This window comes from Streptomyces sp. NPDC087859, from assembly GCF_044742595.1.
GTDB lineage: Bacteria > Actinomycetota > Actinomycetes > Streptomycetales > Streptomycetaceae > Streptomyces > Streptomyces canus_F.
The window spans coordinates 1-14,082 of record NZ_JBIUUU010000039.1 but is presented as its reverse complement, the minus strand read 5'-3'; the positions used below and the strand labels follow the sequence as shown (position 1 = coordinate 14,082).

Annotated in this window: 8 protein-coding genes and 3 pseudogenes; 8 read left to right on the top strand and 3 right to left on the bottom strand. The window is 68.1% G+C overall.

What is annotated here, in order from left to right; genetic code table 11:
• Positions 1 to 74: 74 nt before the first annotated feature.
• From ACIOHP_RS49420 to ACIOHP_RS49410, 3 genes and pseudogenes are all read left to right on the top strand, one after another.
• On the top strand, positions 75 to 1,913 hold the full coding sequence (locus tag ACIOHP_RS49420) for an AMP-binding protein (protein ID WP_401898350.1): 1,839 nt from the start codon (positions 75 to 77) through the stop codon (positions 1,911 to 1,913).
• A gap of 562 nt (positions 1,914 to 2,475) precedes the next feature.
• Complete coding sequence (locus tag ACIOHP_RS49415) at positions 2,476 to 4,029, top strand: oxidoreductase (RefSeq protein ID WP_401898348.1); 1,554 nt, start codon at positions 2,476 to 2,478, stop codon at positions 4,027 to 4,029.
• A 474-nt stretch (positions 4,030 to 4,503) separates the two neighbouring features.
• Positions 4,504 to 4,743: pseudogene (locus ACIOHP_RS49410) on the top strand (tannase/feruloyl esterase family alpha/beta hydrolase); the annotation flags it as partial.
• Between the two features lie 28 nt (positions 4,744 to 4,771).
• On the opposite strand, the gene ACIOHP_RS49405 reads toward ACIOHP_RS49410, so the two are convergent.
• The gene (locus ACIOHP_RS49405) at positions 4,772 to 5,398 is read right to left on the bottom strand and encodes a class I SAM-dependent methyltransferase (protein WP_401898347.1); all 627 of its coding nucleotides are present in this window, start codon (positions 5,396 to 5,398) and stop codon (positions 4,772 to 4,774) included.
• A 1,138-nt stretch (positions 5,399 to 6,536) separates the two neighbouring features.
• Between ACIOHP_RS49405 and ACIOHP_RS49400 the strand changes: the two genes are divergently transcribed.
• From ACIOHP_RS49400 to ACIOHP_RS49380, 5 genes and pseudogenes are all read left to right on the top strand, one after another.
• A complete protein-coding gene (locus ACIOHP_RS49400; protein ID WP_401898344.1) occupies positions 6,537 to 7,070 on the top strand; it encodes a CbrC family protein in 534 nt (177 codons plus the stop codon).
• Positions 7,071 to 7,312: 242 nt separating this feature from the next.
• Positions 7,313 to 7,978: a tyrosine-type recombinase/integrase gene (locus ACIOHP_RS49395; protein ID WP_401898342.1), complete on the top strand. Its 666-nt coding sequence runs from the start codon at positions 7,313 to 7,315 to the stop codon at positions 7,976 to 7,978.
• 136 nt (positions 7,979 to 8,114) lie between these two features.
• Positions 8,115 to 9,200, top strand: a complete 1,086-nt coding sequence (locus tag ACIOHP_RS49390; RefSeq protein WP_401898340.1) for a DUF4037 domain-containing protein — start codon at positions 8,115 to 8,117, stop codon at positions 9,198 to 9,200.
• A gap of 122 nt (positions 9,201 to 9,322) precedes the next feature.
• Positions 9,323 to 9,541, top strand: a pseudogene (locus ACIOHP_RS49385) (alpha/beta fold hydrolase); the annotation flags it as partial.
• 42 nt (positions 9,542 to 9,583) lie between these two features.
• A complete protein-coding gene (locus tag ACIOHP_RS49380) occupies positions 9,584 to 11,308 on the top strand; it encodes a glycosyltransferase (RefSeq protein WP_401898337.1) in 1,725 nt (574 codons plus the stop codon).
• Between the two features lie 96 nt (positions 11,309 to 11,404).
• Here ACIOHP_RS49380 and ACIOHP_RS49375 read toward each other — a convergent pair.
• Together ACIOHP_RS49375 and ACIOHP_RS49370 are read right to left on the bottom strand one after the other, a co-directional pair.
• A pseudogene (locus ACIOHP_RS49375) lies at positions 11,405 to 11,575 on the bottom strand (NlpC/P60 family protein); the annotation flags it as partial.
• A 1,429-nt stretch (positions 11,576 to 13,004) separates the two neighbouring features.
• Entirely contained in the window at positions 13,005 to 13,400 is a 396-nt protein-coding gene (locus ACIOHP_RS49370) for a hypothetical protein (protein WP_401898335.1), read from the bottom strand.
• Positions 13,401 to 14,082: the final 682 nt, after the last annotated feature.

Below are 14,082 nucleotides of genomic sequence, written 5' to 3'. Positions count from 1 at the left end.
GTGTGCCGTAGCCACTGTGCAGGTGCAAGATCGGGCAAGCATGCAGCAGGCACGGCCAAAGCTGGTGAGCGATCGTGAGCACCGACAGTGCACACCTCTGGCCCCGTTACGAGGGCCCCGCGGATCTCCCTCGCATCGAGTCCGTACCCCTGAACGAACGCGGCCTGCCTTCCTCGACGTACGAGGTCCTGGAACGCGCGGCCGAGCGGTGGCCCGACCGACCCGCGCTGACTGTCCTGCCCAGCGCGGACCGCTGGCGACATGGGGAACGCCGGACGTTCGCCGAGCTGCGTGACGACGTCCACCGCCTGGCACACGTCTTCACGGCTCATGGAGCAAACCGGGCTGATGCGATCGGCATCCTTTCGCCCAACACCGCACTCCTACCGGCTGTCGTGCTCGCCGCGCAGACCGCGGGGATCGCAGCGCCCGTCAATCCGGCCCTCCCCGCCGACCAGATCGTCCGGCTGCTTCAACTGGGCGGCGCGCGCATACTGGTGGCGGCAGGGCCGGAACTGGACGAAGACATCTGGGCCGGTGCACGTGAGATTGCCACGCGCCTGGACGTGACTGCTCTGTTCGCCCTGCGACCCACCGCATCTACCGGGCGCGGACCGGCACTGGAACCCCTGCCCGGTCGCCACATCGCATACCTCGAGGACGCCGCAGCACAGACTCCCCCGCTGCCCCCGGCTGAGCTTCCCAAGGCGGGCGATCTTGCCTCGCTCTTCCACACCGGCGGGACCACCGGTGCACCCAAGCTGGCCGCACACACCCAAGCCAACGAAGTCATCGACGCCTGGTCAATAGCTGCGAACGCCCTCCTTGACCAGGACGCGGTCATCTTCGCCGCCCTCCCCCTATTCCACGTCAACGCCCTGGTCGTAACCCTCCTTGCCCCGCTGTTGCGCGGGCAGCACGTCGTGTGGGCCGGCCCTCTGGGCTACCGGGAACCCGAGCTCTACTTCCATATCTGGAAGATCATCGAGCACTTCAGCATCTCGACACTCTCAGCAGTACCCACCGTCTACTCCGTTCTGGCCCAGTGCCCCGTGGACGCCGACATCAGCTCCCTGAGATTCGCCGTCGTGGGTGCCTCCGCTCTCCCTCCGGGCGTGCGCACCGCCTTCTGCGACCACACCGGCGTGGAACTGTGCGAGGGCTACGGGCTGACCGAAGCGACCTGCGCGAGCGCCCGCGGCTTCCTGGGCCCGGACCACCGCCCCGGATCCGTCGGACAACGCCTGCCCTACCAGCAGGTCAGGACCATCCGCATCGATGACGACGGAACGTGGCACAGCCTCCCTCCGGGCCAGACAGGCATTCTGGCGGTGAAGGGCCCCACGGTCTTCGCCGGATACGTCACCGCCCGCGAAGCCGACGCACCCGTCCTCGACACCCTGGGCACTGTCAGGGATGGATGGCTCAACACCGGTGACCTGGCCCGCATCGACCCTGACGGCTTCATTCACCTCACCGGGCGGGCCAAGGACCTCATCATCCGCGGGGGCCACAACATCGACCCCGCTGTCATCGAGGACGCCCTCCTTGAGCATCCAGACGTCGCTGCCGCCGGACCGGTAGGGCGCCCCGACCCGCACGCTGGCGAGGTACCCGTCGCCTACGTCACCCTGCACCCCCAAGGCGTATGTCACGCCCGCCGAACTCATGGACCACGCCCGTTCCCTGATACACGAAGCGGCTGCCGTCCCCAAGGAAATCGTCATCCTCGACTCACTTCCCCTCACGGACGTCGGCAAGCCGACGAAGGTCCCGCTGCGCATACGCGCCCTGAAGCACACAGTGCTGGCCGAGCTCGCCGCAGCAGGTACGCCCATGGAACCCACGCTCGTGCAATGCACCTTCGAGAACAACCGCTTCCACATACGCATCCCGCGCCCCACAGACCCTGACGCGGCCAAACGTGCGACTGCCCATCTGGACCGCTATGCCTTCGCCTGGGGCTTCAGCGAACCGCCCGAATCAGCCTGACCAAGGAAAGGCGCAGTGCAGCGGTGGGGCCCGCAAGGTGCACCCACCGCCCGCCGGGAGACAAGGCAGCCGCCAACGCGACCCTGCACGGAGGGCGAACGGCAGGTGGAGCTCGTCGGCCCAGCGAGTTCCGTGAAGGCCATCGTCCGCGACGCAACGCGATGCGTGCGGGTGCTCCCAACGGGCGCGCATCAGGTCGGATGCGACGAAGTGGGCGGCGCTGGAAGGGACTTCGGCTTCCACGGGCGCCGGGCGCCGGTTGATGCGGCGTAGGAGCCGTTTGAGGGCGAGCCGGCCGTCGTGCCAGCTCACGATGTCCAGGGTATCCGTTGGCAGATCCCATGCCGCCGCCCGAAGCGGCCAGGAGTGACTCCGCATTCCCACCTCTGCTGTGGCGGCATCTCCCAACCGCCCTCCCGTCCGTGCGCGAGGGCGAGGGCGAGGGCGAGGGCGAGCGTGGAGGGAGATCACTACTCTGTATGGGTGCTCTCATATGACGAGTTGACTTCACCGGAGCGTGAGTTGTGGGACGCGTTCCCCGAGGGACGCCGCGTGGACCTGCGCACGGGCATTCCTGGGGACGACCGGGTCGTCGAGGGTGAGCGGTGGGGCGCGGCACGGACGGTTCGGGCCGCTGTGATCGTGGGACTCCTCCTGGGTGCGAACACCACGCAACCGGGCGCCGTCGCGTGCCTGAGGCTCGCCGGGGCGCGGATATCAGGGCATCTCAACCTGGCCGGCACGCAGATCGCTCATGCCCTCTGGCTTGAGGACTGCTGGTTCGCGGAGTCGGTGGACCTTCTCGGAGCGTCGTTACAGACGCTCGTGATCACGGGCAGCCGGGTGCCGGGCATCGAAGCCGATTCGGCTCGCGTCGAGGGAAACCTCGACCTGCGGCGCTCCGTTGTGGAAAGCCTGGCTTCCTCGCCCTTCAACCACGTGAGTACGGCCCTGTCGCTGAGCGACGCCCGGGTGACCGGTGGCCTGCTCCTCAACGGGGCCGAGATGAGAGCGTCCGAAGGATGGGCGGTGGCTGCTGGCGGCCTGGTCATGGAAGGCGGCGTCTTCTGCAGGGGGTTCGTCGCGCGAGGTGAAGTGCGGCTGCTGGGTGCTCAGTTGCCGGGCGGACTGTTCATGCAGGGCGCACGCCTGACGGCCCCCGGCCCACACGGAGTGTCGCTCGTCCTGGACAACGCTGTGGCCTCGACACTCGACTTCTCCGACGGGTTCACCGTGAACGGGACCGTACGGCTGCAAGGCACCCAAATCTCGGGCACCCTGACCTTCGAAGGAGCCATCCTGAACGGACCGCCCGACGGCCAGGGTCCGTCCTTGGTCGCCCTGTTGATGCAGGCCGTCGACTTCGACTTCACCCTCGCCCGGCCGCCGTCCGGCACGGTGGACCTCCAGGGCGCGCAGGTGTCCTTCCTCCACGACAGCGAGCAGAGCTGGCCGGACGTGGTGGAGCTGGACGGGTTCGTCTACGGCTCCATCAAGGTGGACAAGACGGGTGAGCGGCGGGCGGCGGTGGGCCGGCGGAACTCTGTGCCACACCGCGTGGCATGGATACGACGCTGCCCCGGGTACAACCCCCAGCCCTATGAGCAGTTGGCGGGCTGGTACCGGAAGGCCGGTCACGACGACGAAGCCCGCCGCGTACTCCTGGCCAAACAGCGCCATCGGCGTCAAACCCTGCCCTGGACCGCGCGCGCGTGGGGGCACCTGCTCGACGTGACCGTCGGCTACGGCTACCGCCCCTGGCTGGCCGGCGTCTGGCTCCTCGCGCTGACCTTGCTGGGCGCACTGTCCTTCAGCGCTCAGACCCCCACTCCGGCGCAACGAGGCGAAGGCGCCCCGTTCCAGCCCCTCGTCTACACACTCGACCTCTTGATCCCCATCGGCGGCCTGGGCCAGCGCACAGCCTGGTATTGGCCGAACGACAGCCTCCAGTGGCTGGCCTACCTGTTGATCGCCTTCGGCTGGGTACTGACGACCGCCGTTGTCGCGGGTGTCACCCGCGCACTGCAGAAAAACTAGTGGCCGACAGCTGAGTAGCCATTGTCCTTCTGGACTTGATCGGCAGGTTTCCGCTGGTCAGGCGTGAACTCGGGTCTGCTGCACGACCGGGTGACATCTTGACCTGCAGCAGTCCCCCTGGCTGCAGGTCAAGGTGAAAAGTCGGAGGCAGCCGAGGGAGACACAGCGCGGCGCGTTCTTCCTCGCTCTGGGACGCAGGATGGCGGGTAAACCAGTCGGTCACCCGCCGCACTGTCGGCGGAGACGGCGCCTGCGACGGCGTCGCACGCAGGGTGGCGATGAAGGCGCGGACCATCTGATAGATGACGGGGGCGTTCTCGTCGAGCAGTTCGCAGTGCAGCCGGGTGACGCTCGTGCAGCCGGCGGTGAACCGCCGTTCCAGGTAAGGCTTGTAGGGGTACAGACGGCTGGGCCGGGGCCGGTTCTCGCGGGCGAGGTCGTCGGCACGAACGACGCCGACCTGACCGCCTTCGCGCCACGGGCGGAAGGCTGATCCTCTGGCACGGTTCCGCGGACGAATTGATCGGCCCCGAGGGCACGATCGGCTACTACAAGCAGGTCATGAACGCCATGGGCGGCAAGGCGAGGACCGAACGGTTCGCCCGGCTCTTCATGGCGTCGAGCGTGGGGCACTGCTACGGCGGCGCCGACGCGATCCCGGCCGACCCTCTCGCGGCCCTGGTGAGGTGGGTCGAGCAGGGCATGGCTACGTGAGGGGGACGGTCGCGGACAGGGCGCGGACTCATGTGGTGGTGCGGGTGTGCACGCTGACGGCATAGCCGCAGTCCTGGTGGTAGAGATCGCCGCTCCATGTGGCGTAGCGCTGCCGGAGGGTCAGTCCGGCCTCTGTGCACCAGTGGTCGAACTCCGTTAGGGTCACCGGTGGTTCAGGCAGGGGCAGGTGTGCCGCGTCCAGTCCCATGCCTGTGACCAGCAGCCCGCCGGGGCGCAGTGCGATGGCCAGTTGCCGGACGACGGCTGGTTCGGAACCGGGGGCCAGCAGCGGGATGACGTTTCCGGCGGCGAGCACCAGGTCGAAGCCCGGCTGCAGGCCGAGTGTGTCCAGACGAGCCAGGTCACCGAGGAGCCACTCCTGCGTAGGCGCGTTGCGGCGGGCGACGGCAAGCATCGAGGGGTCGACGTCCACGCCGGTGCAGTGGTGGCCCAGTTCAGCGAGCCGGATCGCGATCCGGCCGGTTCCGCAGCCTGCGTCGAGGATCCGGGCGGCGGGCTTCAGCAGCGCGGCGCAGAAGGTGGCCTCGCCATGGATGTCCTGACCCGACTCGGCGAGCCGCGCGAAACGCTGAGCGTACTTTTCTCCGGCTTGTCCGCCGGTCAGTTCCGCCCAACGGTCGCGTTGCCCGGTCATGTTCAGCGTGCCTTCCTGTCAGCCTCGCCCAGCAAGGGCTAGGACGGTGCCATCGCACGTCTACGCTCGTAGGTGTAGATCGCGGCCTGCTACGAAGGTACACAGGGCGAGGCTCGAACAGCAGCCCGGCCGAGCACTACGTCGGCACCCGTACCTGGCCACCCGCCTGCCGGGTCGTCGTGCAACCAGTGGTGAACAGCGCCGGGTCACGTAGAGGCGAAATTCCGCGTGAGGATGGCGTGCGAACATCGCGTTTCTCGGCGGCCCCAGCCCGGCCAGCTGCGCCGGAGAGACCGGCCACCCGTGGACGCGGTACACCTTCCGTGTGCGGTGGGGCTCGCGGGAGCAGATGTCGATGCACCTGGTCGTGCCCGAGGCCGTCGCCGAAGTCGCCGTGGACGTCGCCCGGGACAGCGCCGGACGCTGGCGCCCCCCCGGTCCGGATCACCCGCATCCGCACCGACATGGAGCCGGGCGAGGTGCCACGGTTCGGAGCGGCTGGCTAGCAGGTCAACCGGCAGGTGTTCCCATTGCGTCCGTCGCGGACCCGGGCGCCACTGCGCTCCAGGCTCTGTAGATGGTGGCCGAACCCGGCCGGGGTGGCCGGTCAGCTTCTGGAGGGTGGGCGGGTGAAGGGGACTTTGAGTAGGCCGGGTGGCTGGCGGGAGAGGTCGGTGCGGCATTCGGGGCAGTGCAGGCCGCCTTCGGGCGGGGCGTACGGGTAGCTCGGGCCGGGCGTGCCGGTGACGGACTGGCCGCATGTCGCAGGGAGCGGGCCCCATCGCCACATGACGAGTCTGGCCCTGCCGCTCACGCGGCAGGGCCAGAACCCAAGATCTTCATGGACCTTCCAGAGAGCTTCTGATGATCTGGGCGTCCCGGGAACGCTCAGCCGCCGTACTCGATCGCCACGCCGCCGACGCCGGCAGTCAACGGGCCGCAGCCGATACCGATGCTGTGGGTGTTGCCCGGCGTCACATATACCCAATTCGAGTAAGCGTCGGGGCCCCAGCCGCAGATGGCGCGTACGGAGAACGCGTGCAGCTGCGTCCCGGGGTTGTAGCACTGGCCGTAGGCGACATTGCCGATTCGCCCTCACTGCTTGATCACGGGACTGTCTTACGAACAGACTGCACCGGTGAGCTCAGAACTTCCCGCCTTCCGCTACCACCCCGATCCGCTCGCCAGCGGATCCATCCGTGCAAGCACCGAGACGTGCGCGAGCTGCAACCGCGCCACAGGGTGGATCTACACCGCGACCTTCTACACCGCCCAAGAGGTCAGCGGACGCTTCTGCCCCTGGTGCATCGCCGACGGCAGCGCGGCCGAACGGTTCACCGGCGAGTTCACGGACTCCTACGGACTCGACGGCGTCAGCGAGGAGATCCTGCACGAGGTCACCCGCCGCACCCCCGGCTTCCACGCCTGGCAGGATCCACACTGGCTCGTCCACTGCCACGACGCGGCCGCCTTCATCGGCGAGATCGGCTACAGCGAGCTGGCAGCCCACCCCGAGGCCCTCGACCAGCTGAGGCAAGACCTGCGTATCGGCGGCTGGCACGACGCAGCCCAACTCGAGCAGTTCCTCACCCACCTTGGCGAAACTGCCACCGCGATGCTCTTCCGCTGCACCGTCTGCGGCACCCACCTCGCCTACGCCGACGCCTCATAACGGCCACTGAGCTCACCGGCTCGCGAGATCGAACCGATCATCCCTTCAAAGGAACCGCACCCGAACGAGTTCTGCTCGTCAGCCCTGAACTGGCTGACGTCCTGTCCGCGATCATCCGTCGTGTCCGCGACCCCCACAGCGGCACGATTCCACTCCTCGCCGCCTACGACTACGCGGAACGCACCTGGAACCCGCCGGCACCGTTGCTGTTCCAGTGCGACCGAGGCGGGGAGATTTCGCGCATGAGCGGCGAACTCATCCGCCGAACACTGAACGAGGTCGTCGCCTTCATCGGCCTCACCGACTCTGTCGGCCAACCGCTGGCCTTCACCCCGCACGACTTCCGCCGCATGTTCATCACCGATGCCATCCGATCCGGCCTGCCGCCTCACATCGCCCAGGCCCTCGCCGGCCACGCCAACATCAACACCACCATGGGCTACCACGCCATCTACCCCGCCGAGACCATCGAAGCCCACCGCGCCTTCATTTCGCGCCGCCGGGCACTGCGCCCGGCCCAGGAGTACCGCACCCCCACCGACGCGGAATGGGAAGACTTCCTCGGCCACTTCGAACGCCGCATACTCTCGGTCGGCACCTGTGCCCGCGCCTACGGCACCGCCTGCATCCACGAACACGCCTGCGTCCGCTGCTCACTCCTCCGCCCCGATCCCGCCCAGCGCGGCCGTCTGGTCGAGATCCGCGACAACCTCATCGCCCGAATCACCGAAGCCAGGACGGAAGGCTGGCTCGGCGAGATCGAAGGCCTCGAAGTCAGCCTCTCCGGAGCCCGGGACAAACTGGCCTTGCTCGATGCCGAGCAAGGCAGCGCAGGGCAGACCGTCGACCTGGCGATGCCCTCCTTCACCAACCTTGCCGGACGCACTTCTACGGCCAACCGCCCTTGACCAGGAAGCTTTTGGATCACTCGCCGTCGCGTAGACAACACCGCGGGGACCACACCGTGACGGCCTCGGTGAGCTGGTCGCGGATGCATGAATAACAGATGGCTGCCGGTCATGTGGATCTGCCAGGGTGACGGGCATGACGCGCCCTTTTCTGCCTGGTCTCGAGCTTGCCCAACTGTTCTACAGGCGGGTGGTCGCCCCGATCCTGGACACCGCGCTGCAGGACGTGCCGTACTCGGCGGCGCTGATTGGCTACGGCTCGGAGGTGCAGGGTTTTGACACCGTCCGCTCCACCGATCACGCCTGGGGGCCGCGCGTACAGGTCTTCCTCGCCGATGAAGACTTCCAGGCCCTCGCGCAGCAGCTGGAGGCGGATCTGGACCTACAGCTGCCGGCGCAGTTCCACGGTTACCCGGTCCGGTTTTCCTTTCCCGACGACACCCCACCCCGGCACTGGGTACACGTCATTGATCTGCGGGAGTTCTTCACCGAGCAGATCGGTACCGACCCCGCCCAGGGGTTGTCGGCGCGCGAATGGCTGATGATCCCGACGCAGCTTCTACGGGAGCTGACCGGCGGCGCGGTCTTCCACGACGGCCTTGGCCTGCTCGAGTCCTACCGCAGTGCACTGGCCTGGTACCCCGACGACGTGTGGCGCTACGTACTGGCCTGCCAGTGGATGCGCCTGTCGCAGGAAGAACCGTTCGTCGGGCGCTGTGGTGAAGTGGGTGACGACCTGGGCTCGGCGGTGGTTGCGGCCCGGCAGGTGCGCGACCTGATGAGGCTGTGCCTGCTGATGCATCGGGTCTATCCGCCCTACAGCAAATGGCTGGGCACGGCATTCACCGCACTGCCGTGCGCCCCGACGCTCGCCCCGCTACTTTCGAGCGCGTTGTCAGCGCGCAGTTGGCAGGAGCGCGAGCAGTACTTGTCGCCGGCTTACGAGCTCGTCGCCGCCATACACAACGACCTCGGGATCACCGCCTCTCTTGACGTGCATGTTCGCCCATTCCACACCAGACCGTTTCTGGTGCTGGACGCCTACCGCTTCACCGATGCCCTGATCAGCACGATCAGCGATCCAGTCCTCCGCTCACTGCCGCCAGTCGGCGCGATCGACCAATACGTCGACAGCACAGACATCACCGACCGGAACCATACGGACCGCCGCATCCGCTACATCGCCGGGCCGGAACTGCCCGCTTCACCTGCCAAGACCTAAGTTCAGAGAAGTGACCAGGCCAAACGAGATGGCACCGCTCCAAATAGTCCGGGGCATGGCAAACCTCCAGTACGCCCCGAGCCCTCCCAGCCTAAAAGCACCACCGCCACCAGGCACCCGAGCGGCCGCTGCCCGTCACCGCAGCGCCGCTCAGGTGCCTGGTACCGCTCCTGATCCGGGGCGAGAAGGGCACCATGCCCCCCACCGAGGCGGCCGACATGCGAGCGCTGCGCCCGGACACCCGCGTGATCGTTGTCCCGGGCGCCGGGCATGACGTACACCTGGACCAACCGCGGGCCCTGGACGAAGCGATCGGGTCATTCCACAAGACACTCGCCTGAACAACGCCGCCGCGGCCACCCCGTGCCAGAGCATGAACGGCCATGGAACAACAGGAGACCTGTCCCCCGGCGGAGGAAGCGCCCACGCTCAAGGTCAGCATCGTGGTGCCGGTGTACAACGCGGGCCGGTACATCGATCTCTGCGCGCCGTCGCTCCTCCATCAGACCCTCGGTGAGGACGCCTACGAGATCATCTACGTCGACGACGGCTCGACCGACGACTCCGCGCAGCGCCTGGGCCGACTGGCGGCAGAGCACCCGCACGTACGCGTGGTCCACCAGGAGAACTCCGGCTGGCCCGGCAAACCCCGCAACGTCGGGGTCCGGCTGGCCCGCGGCGAGTACGTCCAGTTCGTCGACCAGGACGACGAGTTGACCCCCGAGGCCCTCGAACACCTGCACCGCATGGCCGTCCGCAACGGCTCCGACATCGTGCTGGGCAAGGTCATCGGCACCATGCAGGGCCCCAGCAACGTCTTCAAATGCAACGTGGAGCGCTGCACGGTCGAGGACGCGCCCCTCTTCGAGAGCCTCACCCCGCACAAGATGTTCCGCCGCGACTTCCTCCTCACCGAGGGGATCACCTTCCCCGAGGGACCGGTGCGCCTGGAGGACCAGCTCTTCATGGTCCGCGCCTACCTGCGCGCCAAAACGGTCTCCATCCTCGGCGACCACCCCTGCTACGTATGGAAGCGCCGCGACGACGGCGGCAACACCAGCAGCCGCGCCACCACCCCCGAGGACTACTACGGCCACCTCCGCACGGTCGTCGACGCCATCAAGCAGGACACCCGGCCGGGCCCCCTGCAGGACCACCTGCTCCGCCGCTCCTACCGCGTCGAACTCCTGCGCCCGGTCGGCGAACCCCGCGTTCTCCACCGCAGCGGCAAGGCCCTCGAGCGCTACTTCACCGTCGTACGCCGCATGGCCCTCGACGCCTACCCGCCCGGCGTACGCGACGGCCTCCCCGCCCTCACCAGGCTCCGAGCGCACCTGCTGGAGGAGGGCCACCTCGACTCCCTCGTCGAACTCGCCCGCCGCACCAAGGACCTCAAGCCCGAGCTCACGGTCGACGACATCCACTGGCACGCCGGCAAACTCCACGTCACCACCACGTTCGGCATGTGCCACCCCGACGGCCGGCCCCTCGCCCTCGTCGAACGCTACGGCCGCCTGCTCCTGGACCCCGACCTGCTGGCCGGCATCAAGGGCGCCGAGGACTGGGAGGCCCCCCACCCCCTCAGCCACGCCCACGCCGAGATCCTCGTCCACGACACGCCCCGCGACCTGTGGTGGTTCCCGCCCGCCGACCTGTCCCCGCGCACCCAGCCTCTGGGCCCCGGCCGCCACCGCGTCATCCTCACCGGAGACACGGTGATCGACCCGGTCACTCTGAGCGGCGGCCACCCGATGCCACCCGGCTCCCACCTGGTCTGGGCAAACGCCCAACTCCTGGGGGTGGGGCGCCGAGCCCGGCTGACCTCACCCGACGACGCCCCGAACGCCGCCGGCCTCCGCCTTACCGCGGCGCGGATCGGCACACCACCCCGCCTGATGACCCCGGGCTGGACCGGCCCAACCGGCCAACTCTGCCTGTATGCAGGCCACCCGGCCCAGACCACCTTCCCGCACAGCCTCCTCCTCCACACCACCTCCTCCCCAACCCTCCGCCGAGCGGCCCGCACCCTCCTCGACCATCTCCCCCCGGACGTACGCCACCGCGCGACGAAGCTGGCACGCGGGGCGGATCCTTGGAGCGGGGCTTGAGGAGGGCAGGCGGGTGGTGCCGTAGCAGTCCCCCTCCGGCATGGCGGAGGTCAGGGGGGCGAGGGAAACGGTGCGGCCGGTGCGGGGCGCGTGCAGGACGTGGGAGTCGCCTGCGTAGATCGCAACGTGGTAAATGGCGCCGGAGCCGCCGTGGCTCCAGAACAGCAGGTCCCCCGGCCTGAGGTGGCTGCGGGAGACCGCCCGGTCGAAGGTGGCGCCGTACTGGGCGGCCGCGGTGCGCTGCAGCTTCACGTCGGCCCAGGGCATACTGCACAAGGCTGCGGCAGTCGAACCCGACGGTGCTGCTCGCGGAGCACTTGCCATTCAGGTAGCCGTTGACGCCGTCGCAGAAGCCGGCCGAGGGTCCGCCTGCTCCGCCGCCGCCCCAGGGGTACGGCGTGCCCATCTGGGTCGCCGCCTTGCGCAGGGCGTCGGCTCCGGAGCCGGAGCCGGGACTCCCCGTCATGTCTGACAAGGGGTCCCTTGTCAGACATGACGGGGGGGCTGAGCTAGGCCCGAGCACGCCCCCGCGTCGGAGGCCTTGCGGTAGGCCTTCATCTGCTCCTCCCACATGCGGCCGTAGGCGCTCAGCACGGCCGCCTTCTCTGCCGCATCGGGCGCGGCCGTCGGTGTCGTTCGACACCGCAGCGCGCGAGGTGGCCGTGGGTGCGGGAGTCGGTGAGCTGTCGGCGTCGTCTGCGTCGCTGCCGCCGGTGCTGCACCGCGAGAACAGTCATGAGCATCAGTGCCCATGCGCAAAGACTGCGAGTGTGTGGTCGGGCCGTCGTGCGCCGCTGTGTGCCAGCTACGCGGTGAGCGTCACCGTGACCGCTCACGCCCCCACCGCCACAAGGAGATTCAACGCCAATCCCCCGGCCCGACCACGGCCCCCACCACCCCGACCACGGCCCTCACCACCCCGACCACGAGGCAGACCACGATTCCTGCGACCCCGACCACAGACCAGACCATGCAGGTCAGCGGCCTGCGTAATCACCACGGCCGCAAGGCTGCGCAATCGGCCGGCCGCTGCGCAGCCTGCCCACCGCCCCCTCACCCGCACGCCCCGGACCCGGCTGGCCGGGACAGTCTGCGCAGTCGTCGCAGCCGCGAATGCGCAGCCGTCACAGCCGATTGCGCAGCCGCCGCGGTGTCGATTGCGCAGGTCCGGCCCGGCCTAGGTTCTGCCTGAGCTCGACGATCCGGTGGTGCAATGCCGAGGACGGCTCTGGCATGCTGTGCCCATGCAGCGATTCAGAAGGGACGATGCCGCGTAGACGGCCGTCACAGCTACGCACCGCCACCCGTTTCTCCGGGCGCAGTCGCATGGAGCGTCAAAGCCTGGGTTCGCACGGTTCCGGCAAGCTCGCAGCCGCAGCCGCGCGTCTTGAACGAGACCGTCTGTGGCCCGGAGCAGTAGCTGAAGCCCTTCGACAATGGTCACGGATAGCGCACCATCCGAGGCTTGCCCTTTCCGGTGGTTGCGGATGCCCGCTCTGTCATCCCTTCTACTCGACCGATGAACGCGCAATCCTCGAACTCGCCCTCCACGCTCTGCCTCCGCGAGCCGCCCGAGAACTGCGAGAGATGGTCGAACCGCTCGATGAGCGCTTTACCGCCAGTAGTTGGCCGGACCCGACTGCCTCACCGGACGAAGGCTGGTGGGCACGACGCTGTTGGGGGTGACACCTGGACCTTATGAGGTAGCCGGGCGTTCGTCTGTGATGGCAATTCGGAATCGCGGTTCGTCGCAGACGATGCCCTGGTTGACCCAGCGATCGGGGTTCACACCAGGCTCGCGGCAGGCCCGGATGAGAGCTTCCTCTGGAGTCAACCCGTTGGCGATCTTCTTGCCCCAGGTCTCGTCGTTGGGATCCTGGGGCGGAAACTCGGAGACGTCGTAGAAGGTGTCGGTGCCCGCGTCTGCGGCTTCGCTCAGACCGATCGTGACGCCCGTGCGGCCGGGGGCTGATAGCGATCCAGCGAAGACCCCGGCGACCCGCGCGGTCGACGTCGCCGAGGAACTGCTCGATTTGCCTGCCGCGGTGCAGGGCTCCAAGGGCGAACGCCGGAGTGAGGTGCCGCACTTCATGTTCTCCGTCCTCGGCGGCCGATCAGGCGTCCGCTGTCAACGTGGTCTGCGAGGTAGATCATGACGCCTTCCGGGTCCATACCGAAGGCTGCGGCAACGAGTTTGGGGGCGAGGGTGGGCACTGGCTCGGCTTCTGCGGTGCCCATACGGCGAGTGAGCACGGCTACTCGAACGCACAAAGGATGCGCTGGACTTCTTGGCGCCACTCTGCGGCGGTGCTACGGGCCTGACCGTGGTCAGTCGGTCCCCTTACTCGGACGCGACTGTGGGATACGCGTCAGTCAGGACCACCGCGGCAATGCAGCAGACAGATCTCGCCCGTCCACTACATCAACCCACGTGACGACAGACCGAGACGGATCAACACCCAGCAGGAACACCGTCTCCTCCTCACGCTCCAGCACGATGACCCACGGCGATGGCGTCCCCTCGGGAGCCGTCAGCACGTAGTTGCGGCAGATTCCATGAAAGGGCAGGCTCGACATCGAGTCCGCGATCGGGTCGCCCGGATGTGAGTCCCGCAGCAGGGCTGCTATCTCGCCGACAAGATCAGGGAAGACATCAGCCAGGCGTTGCGGGCTCTTCTCAGTGGGCGGTTCGTGAGTCTTTGATGGGATCTGCTGTCGCCTGATCGTGTGGCGGCGGGGCGGAATCTACCGGTCCGCGGTTGGTGATCTGCTGA

Excerpts from the sequence above, each read along its gene's own strand:
- ACIOHP_RS49405 (WP_401898347.1), bottom strand. The coding sequence starts at position 5,398 with ATGACCGGGCAACGCGACCGTTGGGCGGAACTGACCGGCGGACAAGCC.
- ACIOHP_RS49395 (WP_401898342.1), top strand. The coding sequence starts at position 7,313 with ATGAGCGGCGAACTCATCCGCCGAACACTGAACGAGGTCGTCGCCTTC.
- ACIOHP_RS49390 (WP_401898340.1), top strand. The coding sequence starts at position 8,115 with ATGACGCGCCCTTTTCTGCCTGGTCTCGAGCTTGCCCAACTGTTCTAC.
- ACIOHP_RS49380 (WP_401898337.1), top strand. The coding sequence starts at position 9,584 with ATGGAACAACAGGAGACCTGTCCCCCGGCGGAGGAAGCGCCCACGCTC.
- ACIOHP_RS49370 (WP_401898335.1), bottom strand. The coding sequence starts at position 13,400 with ATGAAGTGCGGCACCTCACTCCGGCGTTCGCCCTTGGAGCCCTGCACC.